Genomic DNA, 15,731 nt, shown 5'->3' on the forward strand with positions numbered 1-15,731 from the left:
CGCGCCGTCGCCCACCCTTGCCGCCTGCCCACCGATCACAAGAGACCAAATGTCCAAATCCCTGGTCATTGCCGAGAAACCTTCCGTCGCCCAAGACATCGTGCGCGCCCTCACCCCGGTGGCGGGCGCTTTTGCCAAGCACGAGGACTATTTCGAGAACGATCGCTACATCGTCACCAGCGCCGTGGGCCATCTGGTGGAAATCCAGGCGCCCGAGGAGTACGACGTCAAGCGCGGCAAATGGAGCTTTGCCCACCTGCCGGTGATCCCGCCGCACTTTGACCTCAAGCCGGTGGAAAAAACCAAGGCCCGCCTGAACGCCGTCACCCGCCTGGCCAAGCGCGCCGACGTGAGCGAGCTGATCAACGCCTGCGACGCGGGCCGCGAGGGCGAGCTGATCTTTCGCCTCATCGAGCAGTACGCCGGCCCCGTCAAGGGCGGGCAGCGCCAAAGCCTGGGCAAGCCGGTGCAGCGCCTGTGGCTGCAATCGATGACGCCGCAAGCCATCCGCGACGGCTTTCAGAACCTGCGCAGCGACGCGCAAATGCGCGGCCTGGCCGATGCGGCGCGCAGCCGCTCCGAGGCCGATTGGCTGGTGGGCATCAACGGCACGCGCGCCATGACGGCCTTCAACTCGCGCGATGGTGGTTTCTTCCTCACCACCGTGGGCCGGGTGCAAACGCCCACGCTGTCGCTGGTGGTCGAGCGCGAGGAGCAAATCCGCAAATTCATCAGCCGCGACTATTGGGAAATCCACGGCGACTTCGCCGCCCAGGCCGGGCACTACCTGGGCAAATGGTTCGACCCGCAATTCAAGAAAAGCGCCGACGAGCACGCCCGCGCCGACCGCCTGTGGGACGAAGCGCGCGCGCGCGCCATCGCCGATGCCGTGCGCGGCCAAAGCGCCACGGTGCAGGAGCAAAGCAAGCCCACCACCCAGGCCAGCCCGCTGCTGTTTGACCTCACCAGCCTGCAACGCGAGGCCAACGGCAAATTCGGCTTCTCGGCCAAGACCACGCTGGCGCTGGCCCAGGCCCTGTACGAGCGCCACAAGGCGCTGACCTACCCGCGTACCGACTCGCGCTACCTGCCGCAGGACTACCTGAACGTGGCGCGCGACACCTTCCAGGCGCTGGCCGGCAGCCGCCTGGCGCACCTGGCGCCGCACGCCGCGCACGCGCTGGAGCAGGGCTACGTCAAGCCCAGCCGCCGCGTTTTTGACGACAGCAAGGTCAGCGACCACTTCGCCATCATCCCCACCACGCAGCCACCCTCGGGCCTGTCCGAAGCCGAGCAGAAAATCTACGACCTCGTGGCGCGCCGCTTCATGGCCGTGTTCTACCCCAGCGCCGAATACCTGGTGACCACCCGCATCAGCACAGTGGCCACCCCCGCGCTGCCCGAGCCGGCGCAGCACTTCAAATCCGAAGGCCGCGTGCTGGTCAACCCCGGCTGGCTGGCCATCTACGGCAAAGAGGCCGACAGCGAGCTGAGCGCAGAGGGCAAAAAAGACGGCAAGGACGAAAGCAAAGGCGGCGAGAGCAAATCCCTCGCTCCCGTGCAACCGGGCGAGGTCGTGCGCGCCGACGAAGCCGACATCAAAGCCCTCAAAACCAAGCCCCCCGCGCGCTACAGCGAAGCCACGCTGCTCTCGGCCATGGAAAGCGCGGGCAAGCAAGTCGAGGACGAAGAACTGCGCGCCGCCATGCAGGAAAAAGGCCTGGGCACGCCCGCCACGCGCGCGGCCATCATCGAAGGCCTGCTGACCGAGAAATACATGCTGCGCGAAGGGCGCGAGCTCATCCCCACCGCCAAAGCCTTCCAGCTCATGACCCTGCTGCGCGGCCTGCAAGTGCAGGAACTCTCGCGCGCCGAACTCACCGGCGATTGGGAATACAAGCTCAGCCAGATCGAAAAAGGCGAACTCTCGCGCGCCCAGTTCATGGCCGACATCGCCGCCATGACCGAGCGCATCGTCAAAAAAGCCAAGGAATACGACCGCGACACCATCCCCGGCGACTACGCCACCCTCAGCGCGCCCTGCCCGCACTGCGGCGGCGTGGTCAAGGAAAACTACCGCCGCTTCGCCTGCACTGGTGCCGGCGGCCAGGGCGAAGGCTGCGGCTTCTCCTTTGGCAAATCGCCCGGCGGGCGCACCTTCGAGCTGGCCGAAGCCGAGCAACTGCTGCGCGAGCGCCGCATCGGCCCGCTGGAGGGCTTTCGCTCCAAGGCAGGCTGGCCCTTCACCGCCGAACTGGCCCTGGTGCCCGACACCGAGCGCAACACCCTCAAGCTGGAATTCGACTTCGGCAACGACGCCCAGGACCAAGCCGAGGGCGAACTGGCCGACTTCAGCGGCCAGCAGCCCCTGGGCCCCTCGCCCGCCGACGCTGGCCAGGTCTATGAATGGGGCAACCAATACGTCAGCGAACTGGCCGTGCCCACGGCGCAAAACCCCAAGCCCAGCAGCCGCTTCAAAGTCGGCAAGATCATCCTGCAACAGCCCATCGAGCCCGAGCAAATGCGCAAGCTGCTGCATGAGGGCCAAACCGACGTGCTGGACAAATTCATCTCCAACCGCACGCGCCGCCCCTTCAAAGCCCGCCTGGTGTGGGACGGGGCCGCAGGCAAAGTCGGCTTCGCCTTCGAGCCGCGCGAAGGCGGCAAGGGCGGCGGCGCCCCACGCGGCGCAGCGGCCAGGGCGGGCGTAAAAACCGCCACAAAAACCGCCACAAAAACCGCCACAAAAACCGCCACAAAAACCACGGCCCAAAAAGCGGCAACCAAAACCCCGCGCAAAACCGCCGCAGGCAAGCCGCCCAGCCCCGCCCTGGCCGCCCTCATCGGCCCCGAGCCCGTCTCCCGCCCCGAGGCGCTGAAAAAACTCTGGGACTACATCAAAGCCCACAACCTGCAAGACCCGCAGGACAAGCGCACCATCGTCGCCGACGACAAACTGCGCGCCGTGCTCGGCCAAGACCGCATCGGCATGTTCGAGCTCACCGGCAAGCTGGGGGCGCATTTGGGCTGAAGCGCACTGACGCCGCATCTCCATCAGCCCGCCATGCAACGCCGCTGCCCGTGCTGCCAGCACCCAGGCATCCCGCTGAAGCACATCTTGCTGCACAGCCGCCGCCGGCCCTTCGTGTGCAGACACTGCCGCGGCGCAGTGCGCATCACCCACAGCACGGCTTTTGAACTACTGCAGCAACTCTTGTTGATCCCCGTGTATTTGGCCGCACTGGCGATGGCGGCATTGACGGCCCTGAGCGGTCACCTTCTTCAAGGGCTGGGGATCTTCATGGCTGGCAATCTGTTGATCGGCGCAGCACTGCTGCTGGAAGCATGCCTTGCGCCGATCGAGCCCATACCCCCTTCTGCCTGAGCGCAACCAGAAACCACCGGCCGCAGCCAGACTGGCATGCAAAGGCATTCGCAGAACTGGTGCCACCACCGAACTTGGCGCATGGGCACAGCGCCATCAGGCCGAAATGTCTTGGTGAAGATGAGAAATGGAGCGGGCGATGGGAATCGAACCCACGTCTTGAGCTTGGGAAGCTCAGGTCCTGCCATTGAACGACGCCCGCATGAGCCGCCCTGGGCGGGCGGCGAAGACTTGCGCTTTACCATGCGGCCCCAAGCGGCTTGGGGCCCAAAGCGATCTGGCCGCCGTGGCAGCGGCCAGCACGGCGCGCATTATAGATAGAGTGCGCTGCCAAGCAGGCCAATCTTGCAGATGCCGCGGACGCTGCCTTCAGGCCATGGCTTGGGGGCAGGCTGCACGGGCCGCAGCGCACGCACTGTGGGCCGCCTGGGCTGTGCTGAATTCGTGCAGGGCTGCCCTGGGCGCCACAGGCTAGAATCTGGTCGGTTCAACCAGTCTTCAGGAGCTTTGCCATGACCGCCGCCGTTGGCCTGTTCGAGGCCAAGACCCACCTGAGCGAATACGTTGCCCGCGCCGAGCGGGGCGAGGAAGTCATCATTACCCGCCACAACAAGCCCGTGGCCAAGCTGGTGCCGCTGCACGCCCCGGCGCAGGCCGCCGCGCCCGAGGTGCCGCCCTTCGTGCAGCGCACCTTTCACACCGGCGTGCCGCTGGTGGATCTGACCAAGGCCAACCAGCTCGCTGGCGAGCTGGAGGACGAGGAGCTGATCGAAAAAATGCGCCGCATCGAGCAGGCATACCAGGAGCGCCATGCTGCTTCCTGACACCAATGTGCTGCTCAACGCCGTTCATGCCGACAGCCCCCAGCACGCACCGGCCAAGCAGGCGCTGGAGGCCGCGATGCTGGACACGCGCGGCATGGCGCTGGCCTGGGTGGTGCTGATCGGCTTTGTGCGCCTGTCCACCAAGCGCGGCATCCTGCCTGCGCCGCTGGACGTGGCCGATGCGCTGGGCGTGGTCGATGACTGGCTGGCCCACCCGCGCACCCGCGTGCTGGAGCCCGGGCCGCTGCACGCGGGCATCTTCGGCCGCCTGCTGCTCTCGGCTGGCACGGCGGGCAACCTCACCAACGACGCCCACATCGCCGCCCTGGCCATCGAGCACCAGGCCGAGGTGCTGACTTTCGACAAGGATTTCGCCCGCTTCAGCGGGCTGCGCTATCAACTGCTTGCATGAAACGGCTTGCATGACACCGACCGCGCCGGCCTCCGGGCCGCGCCTGCTTTTCACACCATGACCACCGACAAACCCTCCACCCCCACCTCCGTCGCCGAAATCCGCCAGAGCTTTCTGGACTTCTTCGCCGCCAAGGGCCACACCATCGTGCCCTCGTCCTCGCTCGTGCCCGCCAACGACCCCACGCTGATGTTCACCAACAGCGGCATGGTGCAGTTCAAGGACGTGTTTCTGGGCACCGACAAGCGCCCCTACGTGCGCGCCACCAGCGTGCAGGCCAGCCTGCGCGCCGGCGGCAAGCACAACGATCTGGAAAACGTGGGCTACACCGCGCGCCACCACACCTTCTTCGAGATGCTGGGCAACTGGAGCTTTGGTGACTACTTCAAGAAAGAATCCATCCAGTGGGGCTGGGATTTGCTGACCAAGGTCTATGGCCTGCCGCCCGAAAAACTGCTCGCCACCGTCTATCACGAAGACGACGAGGCCTACGACATCTGGACGCAAGTCATCGGCCTGCCGCCCGAGCGCGTGATCCGCATTGGCGACAACAAGGGCGGCAAGTACAAGAGCGACAACTTCTGGATGATGGCCGACACCGGCCCCTGCGGCCCCTGCTCGGAAATCTTCTACGACCACGGCCCGCACATCCCCGGCGGCCCCCCGGGCAGCCCCGATGAGGACGGCGACCGTTTCATCGAAATCTGGAACCACGTGTTCATGCAGTTCGAGATGCACGAGGACGGCAGCGTCACCCGCCTGCCCGCGCCCTGCGTCGATACCGGCATGGGCCTGGAGCGCCTGGCCGCCATCTTGCAAGGCGTGCACAGCAACTACGAGATTGATTTGTTCCAGGCGCTCATCAAGGCGGCCGCGCGCGAAACCGGCTGCACCGATCTGGACAACCCCTCGCTCAAAGTCATTGCCGACCACATCCGCGCCACCGCGTTTCTGGTCAGCGACGGCGTGATCCCATCGAACGAAGGCCGCGGCTACGTGCAGCGCCGCATCATCCGCCGCGCCATCCGCCACGGCTACAAGCTGGGGCAGAAAAAGCCCTTCTTCCACAAGCTGGTGCGCGATCTGGTGCAGCAAATGGGCGCGGCCTACCCGCGCCTGGCCGAGCAGGAAGCGCGCATCACCGAAGCGCTCAAGACCGAGGAAGAGCGCTTCTTTGAAACGCTGGCCAACGGCATGGAGATTCTGGATTGGGAAACTTCAGAGGCAAAAACCATAGAAAACTGGTTGCATTCCGAGGGATATAAAAAAGTAAATTTCCAGCCAGGCCACGATGTTTTAGGTGGTATTTGGTATGAGGCTTTTGAAAAGGATGGCTACACGCAACTAGCCCTCTTTTTGACTAGCGATGTGGATGAAGAACGTGCGCTTTCCCTATTTGGTGAAAATGGTCTAGCGAAAGAATCATTTTCTCGATGGGGGCAATATGAAACGCTCCTCCCTTTGAGAAAAGATTTGCTCGTTATAACAGGTTCCAAAATTGAGTCAAACGTAAGAAATCTATTTGCAAAATTTCAAGCATCTAACTCAGAGAAGGTTCAGCTTAAAGAGTTACCTGATTCGGTGTTTAATCAATCTAAAGTGTTGCATGGTGAGGTCGCCTTTAAGCTGCACGACACCCACGGCTTTCCGCTTGATCTCACTCAAGACGTGTGCCGCGAGCGCGGCGTGACGGTGGATGTGGCGGGCTTCGACGCCGCCATGCAGCACCAGAAAGACACGGCCCGCGCCGCCGGCAAGTTCAAGATGGACAAGCAGCTCGCCTACGACGGCGCGCCCAGCCGCTTCACGGGCTACACCAGCCTGAATGAAAGCGCCACCGTGCTCGCGCTCTATGCCGATGGCGCGCCCGTGCAGCAACTGCAAGCCGGGCAGCACGGCGTGGTCGTGCTGGATGTGACGCCCTTCTACGCCGAAAGCGGCGGCCAGGTGGGCGACCGCGGGCAAATCACCACCGCCAGCGGCGCGCTGTTTGACGTGCAGGACACGCAAAAAATCAAGGCCGACGTCTTCGGCCAGCACGGTGTTTTGGCAAGCGGCAGCCTCAAAGTGGGCGATGCGGTGCAGGCCGCGGTCAATGCCGAGCTGCGCGCCGCCACCACACGCAACCACAGCGTGACGCACCTGATGCACAAGGCCCTGCGCGAAACCCTGGGCGAACACGTGCAGCAAAAAGGCTCGCTGGTCGATGAGGACAAAACCCGCTTCGACTTCGTGCAAAACGCCCCCGTCACGCAAGAGCAATTGCACCGCATCGAGCAATTGGTCAACGCCGAAATCGTGGCCGATGCGCCCACCGTCATCCGCGAAATGGGCATTGAGGACGCCAAGGCTAGCGGCGCCATGATGCTGTTTGGCGAGAAATACGGCGACGTGGTGCGCGTGGTGGACATTGGCGAGAGCCGCGAACTCTGCGGCGGCACCCACGTGCAGCGCGCCGGGGAAATCGGCCTGTTCAAGCTCGTCATGGAAGGCGGCGTGGCCGCTGGCGTGCGCCGCGTCGAAGCCATCACCGGCGCCAAGGCCCTGGCCTATGTGCAGCAGCTCGAAACCACCGTGGCCCAGGCCGCCCGCACCCTCAAAGCCCCGCTGCACGAGTTGCAAGCCAAGCTGGAGCAGCAGCTTGAACATGCCAAGGCGCTGGAAAAGGAAATCGCCGCCCTCAAGGGCAAGCTCGCCTCATCTCAAGGCGACGAGCTCGCTGCCCAGGCCATCGACGTGGGCGGCCTGAAAGTGCTGGCCGCCCAGCTCGACGGCGCTGACGCCAAAACCCTGCGCGACACGCTGGACAAGCTCAAAGACAAGCTCAAGAGCGCCGCCATCGTGCTCGCCGCCGTAGAACGCACGGAAGGGGGCGCCAAAGTGCAACTGGCCGCAGGCGTGACCAAGGACAGCGTGGGCCAGCTCAAGGCCGGCGAGCTCGTCAACTTCGTCGCCCAACAAGTGGGCGGCAAAGGCGGCGGCAAGCCCGACATGGCCATGGCCGGCGGCACCGACGCCGCCGCCCTGCCCGCCGCGCTGCAAAGCGTGCAGGGCTGGGTGGCCGAGAAGCTCGCGTAAACACATGGCCCCTGCCCCATGAAACCTAAGCGGTGCGCCGGCAAACCAGCGCACCGCTTTTTTTGGCCTCAGGCCTGGCGCGCGCCAACACGCTGAAAAAAGCCACGCAAATCCAGGGTCAAAACATGAAAAATCCTTTTTAAATCAATAGTTTAAGGTATAATTATGCCCAGCAGCCCAGCAGCCCAGCAGCCCAGCAGCCCGCCTTGCGCCGGGGCTGAGCTAAGCCATAGCCCCGACACACACACCCAGCGCCAGCAAGCATTGCTGGCCGCCATTCGCCAAATCGCGCCCGAAGTCGCCAGCGACCAGCAAATCGATTTCGACCGGCTGAAAACCCTTCTCGGGCAAGAGCGCATTGCCCCGGAACAAGAGCACTACGAACTCAGCTGGGCCGGCAAAGCCGCCGCCCGGCGCGAGATTCAGAAAACCACCAGCACCACCCTGCTCCCCGCCCCCGGCAACCCCGCGCACGCCCCGCACATGCTGATCGAGGGCGAAAACCTGGAGGTGCTGCGCGTCTTGCAGAAAAGCTATTACGGCAAGGTCAAGATGATTTACATCGACCCGCCGTACAACACCGGTAACGACAGCTTTGTCTACCCCGACGACTACACCGAAACGCTGGAGGGCTACCAGCGCCGCACCGGCGAGCGTGATGCATCCGGGTTTTTGAACAAGCAAAGCCTGTGGAAGAAAAACAGCAAGGAAAACGGCCATTACCACAGCGCCTGGCTGTCCATGATGTATCCGCGCCTTTATCTGGCGCGCAATTTGTTGCGCGATGACGGGGTGATCTTTATCAGCATCGACGACAACGAGGCGGCGAATCTCAAGCTGGTGTGTGATGAGATTTTTGGAGAAGAAAATTTTGTTGCCAATGTGGTTTGGCAGAAAAAGTATGCGGTATCAAATGATGATCCCGGCATAGGATCAATGCACGACCACATACTTGTGTATCAAAAAAGCCATTCCTTTCAAAGAAATTTACTTCCAAGAACAGAGCAGCAAAACTCTCGTTACTCCAATCCTGATAACGACCCTAGGGGCGACTGGGCGTCGGATAATTATGTAAGCAATAAATCAAAAGAAGAGCGCCCTACACTGTGGTACTCAATAAAGCATCCAATTAGTGGGGAGGCTGTCTGGCCAGACCCTCATGCTGTCTGGAGGTATTCAAAAGATAAACACGATCAAATTGAGAAGGATGGAAGGCTTTATTGGGGGCCAAATTTTGATTACAAAAAACCCCGACTTAAGAGGTATTTAAGCGAAGTCCAAAATGGAGTCGTTCCTTCTACTTGGTGGGCATTTAGTGACTGCGGGCACAATGATGAAGCTCAAAAAGAAACGGCGAAATTGATTTCGCAAAAAATATTCTCAACGCCAAAACCAATAAGGCTAATAAAAAGAATTGCTTCAATTGGCTGTGGCGACAATGGCTTAATCCTCGACTTCTTCGCCGGTTCCGGTACCACCATGCAGGCGGTGATGGAGCTGAATCTGGAAGACGGTGGCAACCGCCAGTGCATTTGCGTGCAAATCCCGGAAAAGCTGGAAGAAAACACCGAAGCCTGGAAGGCGGGCTACCGCACCATTGCCGACATCACCCGCGCGCGCATCGACAAGGTGATTGAAAAGCTGAAAGCCGAGCAGCCAGAGAAAACGCAAGACCTAGCCTGTGCGCAGTTCACATTGGCGCCCAGCCATTTCAAGCAATGGCGCAGCGATGTGGATGCCCAAGCCTTGCGCGAACAGTTGGAGATGTTCCAGCAGGCCGAAAAAACCACGCCACAAGCGCCCGATGCACAAACCGCCATGCTGGCCGAGCTGCTATTGAAAATGGGCCTGGGCGCTTTGGGCGTGCAGGCCATCAGCAAAGCCAAAACCGTGGCGGGCGTGACCGTGCACCGCGTTTTACTGGAAAACGGCCGCCAACTTTGGCTGTGCTTCGAGCCTTATCACGAGGCGCTGAAAGACGAAATTGCCCAGGCGCACCCGGCGCAAGTGGTGATGCTCAATTCCTGCTTTGCGGGCGACAAGGCCGACGAGCAATTGGCCAACCTGCAACTGGAATTGCAGGGGTTGGACATTGGCCTGACGGTGATTTGAGGGAGGCCGGCATGAGCAGCGAGCAAACCCGCCCCAGCGCGCCCGGCGTGCGCCTGCAATTCACGCACCAAGACTATCAGACCCGCGCCGTGCAGGCCGTGGTGCAGGCGTTTGACGGCCAGCCCATGGCCAGCACGGCTTTCAGCCTGCAACAAAGCCCCGGCAGCGTTGAGTACGCAACCGATGGCAGCATTGCCAACCGCCTCTGGATTGCCGAGGCGCAGATGCTGCAAAACGTGCGCAAGGTGCAAGCGGCCAATGGCATTGAACCCGCGGCCGAGTTGGTCGCAGACCACGCGGAAAACGGAGAAAGCCCCGGGGTTTTTTGCCCGCATTTCACGCTGGAGATGGAAACCGGCACGGGCAAGACCTACACCTTCATCAAAACCATGTATGAGCTGAACAAGGTGTATGGTTTCAAGAAATTCGTCATCGTCGTGCCCAGCGTGGCGATACGCGAAGGCACGATGAAAAACCTGGCCATTACCCGCCAGCATTTTGCGCAGGATTATGACAATGTGCCTTGCGTGCCCATTTTGTACGACAGCGCCCGCCTGAATGATTTACGCCATTTTGCGCAAAGCGATGCCTTGAGTGTGCTGGTCATCAACATCGACAGCTTTGCCAAGGATGGCAACAAAATCAACCAGCAGGGCGAGCGAGCGTTTGCACCCATTGAGTACATCCGCGCCATCAATCCGATTGTGATTGTGGATGAGCCGCAGAAATTTGAAACGGAAATCCGCCAAAAAGCCCTGCGCGACTTGAACCCGCTGTGCACGCTGCGCTATTCGGCCACGCACAAGAATGCCTATAACCGGCTGTATTCACTCAACCCGGTGCAGGCCTATGACCTGGGGCTGGTCAAGCAAATCGAGGTGGATGGCATTGAGGGGCAGGATGGCCACAATCAAGCCTTTGTGGAATTGGTGAGAATTGAGCCCAAAGCCAAAAGCATGACGGCGCGGGTGCGCATGGATGTCAATGGCGCAAACGGCGTGCTGCGCAAGGAAGTTTCCATCAAGCCTGGCGATGATTTGCACGAAAAAAGCAAAGGGCGTGATGTTTACCAGCAGGGCTATGTGCTCAACGATATTCGCGGCGATGAGATTGAATTTTCTGGCGGGCGCGTGCTGCGCGTGGGCCAGCGGCAAGATGCCATGCAAGACGCGGTGCAGCGCTACCAGATGGAGCGCACCATAGCGGCGCATTTCGCCAAGCTGAAACAATTGCAGCCGCTGGGTATCAAGGTCTTGAGCCTGTTTTTCATCGACAAAGTGGCCCATTACCGCCAATACGATGCCGACGGCCAACCGCAGCCTGGCAAGTTCGCCCAGTGGTTTGAAGACATATTCACGCAATATGCCCGCAAATATCCGGATTTGATTGCGCACCCGGCCAGCCAGGTGCATAACGGCTATTTCTCTGGCGACCGCAAGGGCAAAGGCAGCAAGGCGCAAACCATCTGGAAAGACACCGGCGGCCATACCGCCAAGGACGACGACACCTACGCCCTCATCATGCGCGACAAGGAGCGGCTGCTGAGCTTGGATGAGCCGCTGCAATTCATCTTCAGCCACTCGGCGCTGCGCGAAGGCTGGGACAACCCGAACGTGTTCCAGATTTGCACGCTCAACGACACGCAAAGCACGCTGAAAAAGCGCCAGGAAATCGGCCGCGGCCTGCGCCTGTGCGTGAACGCGCAGGGCGAGCGCGTGCACGATAAAGCCATCAATGTGCTCACGGTGGTGGCCAATGAAAGCTACGAGAGTTTTGCCCGCCAATTGCAGGCTGAAATTGAGGAAGACACGGGCGCATCGTTTGCAGGCCGCACCAAAAATGCCCGCGCCAAGGTGCGGGTGGCGCGCAAGGAGTTGAATCCCGAGGAGCAGGCGCTGTTTGAGGCGATTTGGCAAAAAATCAATTACCAGACGCGCTACAGCGTCAAGCTCGATAGCAAGCGGCTGATTGCCGATTGCATCAAAGCCCTGGGCGATAGCCAGCAATACCCGCCCGTACAGCGCCCGCAGGTACAGGCCAGCAAGGCAAAAATTGTGATGGATGCCCAAGGCATCAGCGGCGTATTGAGCGGCACGGGGCAGCATGAAGTGCGCCTGCCCGCTGTGGTGCCGGATGTGTATGCCTATATCCAAAGCCGCGTGCACATCAGCCGCGCCAGCGTGTTTGCCATTCTGGATGGCTGCGGGCGCATGGCTGAATTGACAGTGAACCCGCAGGCCTTTCTCGATATGGCCGTGCAGGCCATGCGCAACACCTTGCAGGCTTTGCAGGTGGAGGGCATTGAATACCGCGAAATCAATGGCCGCCGTTATGAAATGACGCTGTTTGAGCCGGTGGAAACCTATTTGAGCAGCGTGTATCCGCCCGGGCCGGATGCGCGCACGCCGCCTTTGCACAAAACGCTGATGCAGGCCCAGCCGCTGCAAGCGCCCGGCAAGGCTCCGGCGTTTGACTGCGTGCCCAGCGACAGCGAGGTGGAAAGCCGCTTTGCCCGCGATTGCGCGCTGGATGCGCGCGTGCGCTTTTTCTTCAAACTGCCCGGCGCGTTCAAGATCGACACGCCGCTGGGCCGCTACAACCCCGATTGGGCCGTGGTGTTTGAAGATGACCGGCGGGTGTATTTCGTGGCGGAAACCAAGTCCAGCCTGGTGGATGGCGCATTGCGCCGCAATGAAACCTTGAAAATCGAATGCGGCAAGAAGCACTTTGCTGCGCGTGGCGATGACGGGCAGGTGATGTTCAAGGCGGTGGATGGTTTGAGCAAATTGCTTGGTTGAAAAGCCAGCGCACAGCTTGGCATGGCGCTGCGCAAGATCAACAACCGCCTTGCCAGCACAGGCCGCATCTGCGCAGATCACAGCAAACAGCCCATGGCCTGCAGCGAATGCAGGCCATGGGCTGTTGGGTTTTCAAGCCGCCCGCGCGGGGCTTGGGCTCAACCCTTGCGGCGGTTCTTGGCGCCGCCTTGGCGGGCCTTGAAGCGCGGGTTGCTCTTGCAGATGACGTAGATGCGGCCACGGCGGCGCACGACCTGGCAGTCGCGGCTGCGCTTTTTGGCTTCCTTGAGCGATGACAGTACTTGCATGGTGTTTCCTGGTAGTGTGAAAAAGCGGCCCGAAGCAGCGGCCAGGGCTTTCGGCCCGCTGCGCTCGAAACCGAGACGAGAATCATTCTAGATGATATTTGCTTATTGAAAAGACTGCGGCCTGCGGCGCTGGGGCCAGCCGCGAGGCGCCAGGGCTGCACCTACAATGCTTGGCCGTTGTTTCTGCGCCGCAGGCGCGCGCTGCCATGCGGCGGCCTGCGGCGCGATTGTTGGATTGCTGGATTCCTGGAGCTTTGATGCCTGACCACCCTGTTGCCCCGCCCGCTGGGGCCCCTGCCGACAAGCGCGCGCTGCTGCGCGAGGCGGCGCTCGAATACCACGAGAAGCCCGTGCCGGGCAAGATTTCCGTCACGCCGACCAAGCAGCTGATGAACCAGTACGAGCTGTCGCTGGCCTATTCGCCCGGCGTGGCCGCGCCCTGTGAGGAGATCCAGAAAGACCCGGCCGCCGCTGCGCGCTACACCAGCCGCGCCAATTTGGTGGGCGTCATCAGCAATGGCACGGCGGTGCTGGGCCTGGGCGACATTGGCGCGCTGGCCTCCAAGCCGGTGATGGAAGGCAAGGGGGTGCTGTTCAAGAAGTTCTCGGGCATCGACGTGTTCGACATCGAGATCGACGAGAAGGACCCGCAAAAGCTGGTGGACATCATCGCCGCGCTGGAGCCGACCTTTGGCGGCATCAATCTGGAGGACATCAAGGCGCCGGAGTGCTTTTTCGTCGAGCGCGAGCTGCGCAAGCGCATGAAGATCCCGGTGTTTCATGACGACCAGCACGGCACGGCCATTGTGGTGGGCGCGGCCGTGATCGGCGGGCTGAAGGTGCTGGGCAAGCGCATCGAGGAGGTCAAGCTGGTGACTTCGGGCGCGGGCGCGGCGGCGCTGGCCTGCCTGGGCCTGCTGCTCAAGCTGGGTCTGAAGAAAGAAAACGTCTGGGTCACCGATATTGAGGGCCTGGTCTATGCAGGCCGCACGGCGCTGATGGACGAGATCAAGGCCCAGTACGCGCAGCAGACCGAGCAGCGCACGCTGGCCGAGGCCATCGAGGGCGCGGACGTGTTCCTGGGCCTGTCCGCCGGCGGCGTGCTCAAGCCCGAGATGGTGGCGCGCATGGCCGACAAGCCGCTGGTGCTGGCGCTGGCCAACCCGACGCCGGAGATCCTGCCCGATGAGGTCAAGGCCGTGCGCAGCGATGCGGTCATTGCCACGGGGCGCAGCGACTACCCCAACCAGGTCAACAACGTGCTGTGCTTTCCGTACCTGTTTCGTGGCGCGCTGGACTGCGGCGCCACGGCCATCACCGATGAGATGGAGGTGGCGGCCGTGCACGCCATTGTCGAGCTGGCTCAGGCCGAACAAAGCGAGGAGGTGGCGCGCGCCTATGTGGGCGAGAAGCTGATGTTCGGGCCGGAATACGTCATCCCCAAGCCGTTCGATCCGCGCCTGATGATCAAGATCGCGCCGGCCGTGGCGCGCGCGGCCCAGGCCAGCGGCGTGGCCTCGCGCCCGATCGAGGACATGGACGCCTACGTGCAGCGGCTGCAGAACTTCGTCTACACCTCGGGCACGATGATGAAGCCCATCATCCTGGCGGCCAAGGCAGCGCAGAAAAAGCGCATTGCCTACAGCGAGGGCGAGGAAGAGCGCGTGCTGCGCGCGGCGCAAATCGTGGTGGACGAGCGCATCGCCCGCCCCACGCTGATCGGCCGCCCGGCAGTGATCGCCCAGCGCATCGAGAAATTCGGCCTGCGCCTGCAGCAGGGGCGCGACTACGACGTGGTCAACGTCGAGCAGGATGAGCGCTACCAGGATTTCTGGACCAGCTACCACCGCATGACCGAGCGCAAGGGCGTCACCGCCCCCGTGGCCAAGATCGAGATGCGCCGGCGCCTGTCGCTGATCGGCAGCATGCTGCTGCACAAAGGCCACGTCGAGGGGCTGATCTGCGGCACCTGGGGCGGCTACCACAACCACCTGCACTACATCGACCAGGTCATCGGCAAGCAGCCCCAGGCGCGCACCTATGCGGCCATGAACGCGCTGATCCTGCCTGGGCGGCAGGTCTTTCTGGTGGACACGCACGTGAACTACGACCCCAGCGCCGAGCAGCTGGCCGAAATCACCATCGCCGCCGCCGCCGAGATGCAGCGCTTTGGCATCCAGCCCAGGGTGGCGCTGCTGTCGCATTCGAGCTTTGGCAGCAGCGACACGCCCAGCGCCGTGAAGATGCGCCAGACGCTGGCGCTGCTGCGCGAGCAGGCGCCCTGGCTGGACGTAGACGGCGAAATGCACGGCGACGTGGCGCTCGATGAGCAGGCGCGCCGCGCGCTGATGCCCAACACCACGCTGCAAGGCGACGCCAACCTGCTGGTGCTGCCGGGCATCGACGCGGCCAACATCGCCTACAACCTGCTCAAGACCGCCGCCGGCCACAACATCGCCATCGGCCCCATGCTGCTGGGCGCGGCCAAGGCGGTGCACGTGCTCACACCCAGCACCACGGTGCGCCGCATCGTCAACATGACGGCGCTGGCCGTGGTCGATGCCAACTCCCGCCACGGCGAGGCCGCGCAACCATGAGGCCAGCGCCCGGCACAGGCCACAACAGCCAAGCTCAGCAAGCCCAGCAAGCCCAGCAAGCCCACCAAGCCTGGCAAGCCCGGCAGGGCCTGCGCGCCCCTGCCGGGCAGGCCGCCCCGGCAGAAGGCACGGCCGCAACGCAGCGGCTGCGCCGCCAGGCCCGGCGCGCAGCGCAGGCCGCCAGCGCCGCACTGCTGACGGCCTGGGCCGCCGGCGC

General features: G+C 62.5%; 9 protein-coding genes and 1 tRNA gene. 8 read left to right on the forward strand and 2 right to left on the reverse strand.

Annotated features, from left to right (window positions below; translation table 11 throughout):
• The first annotated feature begins 49 nt into the window (after positions 1 to 49).
• Both CK625_RS09270 and CK625_RS13735 read left to right on the forward strand, forming a co-directional pair.
• On the forward strand, positions 50 to 3,031 hold the full coding sequence (locus CK625_RS09270) for a DNA topoisomerase III (protein WP_095540033.1): 2,982 nt from the start codon (positions 50 to 52) through the stop codon (positions 3,029 to 3,031).
• A 33-nt stretch (positions 3,032 to 3,064) separates the two neighbouring features.
• Positions 3,065 to 3,385 (forward strand): hypothetical protein, encoded by a 321-nt coding sequence (locus CK625_RS13735; protein ID WP_143326246.1) that lies wholly within the window; start codon positions 3,065 to 3,067, stop codon positions 3,383 to 3,385.
• Positions 3,386 to 3,513: 128 nt separating this feature from the next.
• Here CK625_RS13735 and CK625_RS09275 read toward each other — a convergent pair.
• A tRNA-Gly gene (locus tag CK625_RS09275) sits at positions 3,514 to 3,587 on the reverse strand.
• 310 nt (positions 3,588 to 3,897) lie between these two features.
• Here CK625_RS09275 and CK625_RS14130 point away from each other — a divergent pair.
• The 5 genes from CK625_RS14130 (at position 3,898) to CK625_RS09300 (ending at position 12,609) form a co-directional block, all read left to right on the forward strand.
• Positions 3,898 to 4,209: a type II toxin-antitoxin system Phd/YefM family antitoxin gene (locus CK625_RS14130; RefSeq protein WP_095540034.1), complete on the forward strand. Its 312-nt coding sequence runs from the start codon at positions 3,898 to 3,900 to the stop codon at positions 4,207 to 4,209.
• Positions 4,196 to 4,621, forward strand: a complete 426-nt coding sequence (locus CK625_RS09285; protein WP_095540035.1) for a TA system VapC family ribonuclease toxin — start codon at positions 4,196 to 4,198, stop codon at positions 4,619 to 4,621. The genes CK625_RS14130 and CK625_RS09285 overlap by 14 nt, the downstream gene beginning before the upstream one ends.
• A 57-nt stretch (positions 4,622 to 4,678) precedes the next feature.
• Entirely contained in the window at positions 4,679 to 7,699 is a 3,021-nt protein-coding gene (gene alaS / locus CK625_RS13925) for an alanine--tRNA ligase (protein WP_172425130.1), read from the forward strand.
• Positions 7,700 to 7,864: 165 nt separating this feature from the next.
• Positions 7,865 to 9,811: a site-specific DNA-methyltransferase gene (locus tag CK625_RS09295; protein ID WP_095540036.1), complete on the forward strand. Its 1,947-nt coding sequence runs from the start codon at positions 7,865 to 7,867 to the stop codon at positions 9,809 to 9,811.
• Positions 9,812 to 9,822: 11 nt separating this feature from the next.
• Positions 9,823 to 12,609 (forward strand): DEAD/DEAH box helicase family protein, encoded by a 2,787-nt coding sequence (locus CK625_RS09300; protein ID WP_238945605.1) that lies wholly within the window; start codon positions 9,823 to 9,825, stop codon positions 12,607 to 12,609.
• Positions 12,610 to 12,767: 158 nt separating this feature from the next.
• Here CK625_RS09300 and ykgO read toward each other — a convergent pair whose 3' ends face one another.
• Positions 12,768 to 12,917, reverse strand: a complete 150-nt coding sequence (ykgO, locus tag CK625_RS09305; protein ID WP_095540037.1) for a type B 50S ribosomal protein L36 — start codon at positions 12,915 to 12,917, stop codon at positions 12,768 to 12,770.
• 257 nt (positions 12,918 to 13,174) lie between these two features.
• Between ykgO and CK625_RS09310 the strand changes: the two genes are divergently transcribed.
• A complete protein-coding gene (locus CK625_RS09310; protein ID WP_095540038.1) occupies positions 13,175 to 15,514 on the forward strand; it encodes an NADP-dependent malic enzyme in 2,340 nt (779 codons plus the stop codon).
• Positions 15,515 to 15,731: the final 217 nt, after the last annotated feature.

Origin of the sequence: Vandammella animalimorsus, assembly GCF_002285265.1 — a bacterium.
GTDB lineage: Bacteria > Pseudomonadota > Gammaproteobacteria > Burkholderiales > Burkholderiaceae_C > Lampropedia.

What these genes read in the sequence shown, in the direction of transcription:
- CK625_RS09285 (WP_095540035.1), top strand. Translation starts at nt 4,196, where the DNA reads ATGCTGCTTCCTGACACCAATGTGCTGCTCAACGCCGTTCATGCCGAC.
- CK625_RS09310 (WP_095540038.1), top strand. Translation starts at nt 13,175, where the DNA reads ATGCCTGACCACCCTGTTGCCCCGCCCGCTGGGGCCCCTGCCGACAAG.
- CK625_RS13735 (WP_143326246.1), top strand. Translation starts at nt 3,065, where the DNA reads ATGCAACGCCGCTGCCCGTGCTGCCAGCACCCAGGCATCCCGCTGAAG.
- alaS (WP_172425130.1), top strand. Translation starts at nt 4,679, where the DNA reads ATGACCACCGACAAACCCTCCACCCCCACCTCCGTCGCCGAAATCCGC.
- CK625_RS14130 (WP_095540034.1), top strand. Translation starts at nt 3,898, where the DNA reads ATGACCGCCGCCGTTGGCCTGTTCGAGGCCAAGACCCACCTGAGCGAA.
- CK625_RS09300 (WP_238945605.1), top strand. Translation starts at nt 9,823, where the DNA reads ATGAGCAGCGAGCAAACCCGCCCCAGCGCGCCCGGCGTGCGCCTGCAA.
- CK625_RS09270 (WP_095540033.1), top strand. Translation starts at nt 50, where the DNA reads ATGTCCAAATCCCTGGTCATTGCCGAGAAACCTTCCGTCGCCCAAGAC.
- ykgO (WP_095540037.1), bottom strand. Translation starts at nt 12,917, where the DNA reads ATGCAAGTACTGTCATCGCTCAAGGAAGCCAAAAAGCGCAGCCGCGAC.
- CK625_RS09295 (WP_095540036.1), top strand. Translation starts at nt 7,865, where the DNA reads ATGCCCAGCAGCCCAGCAGCCCAGCAGCCCAGCAGCCCGCCTTGCGCC.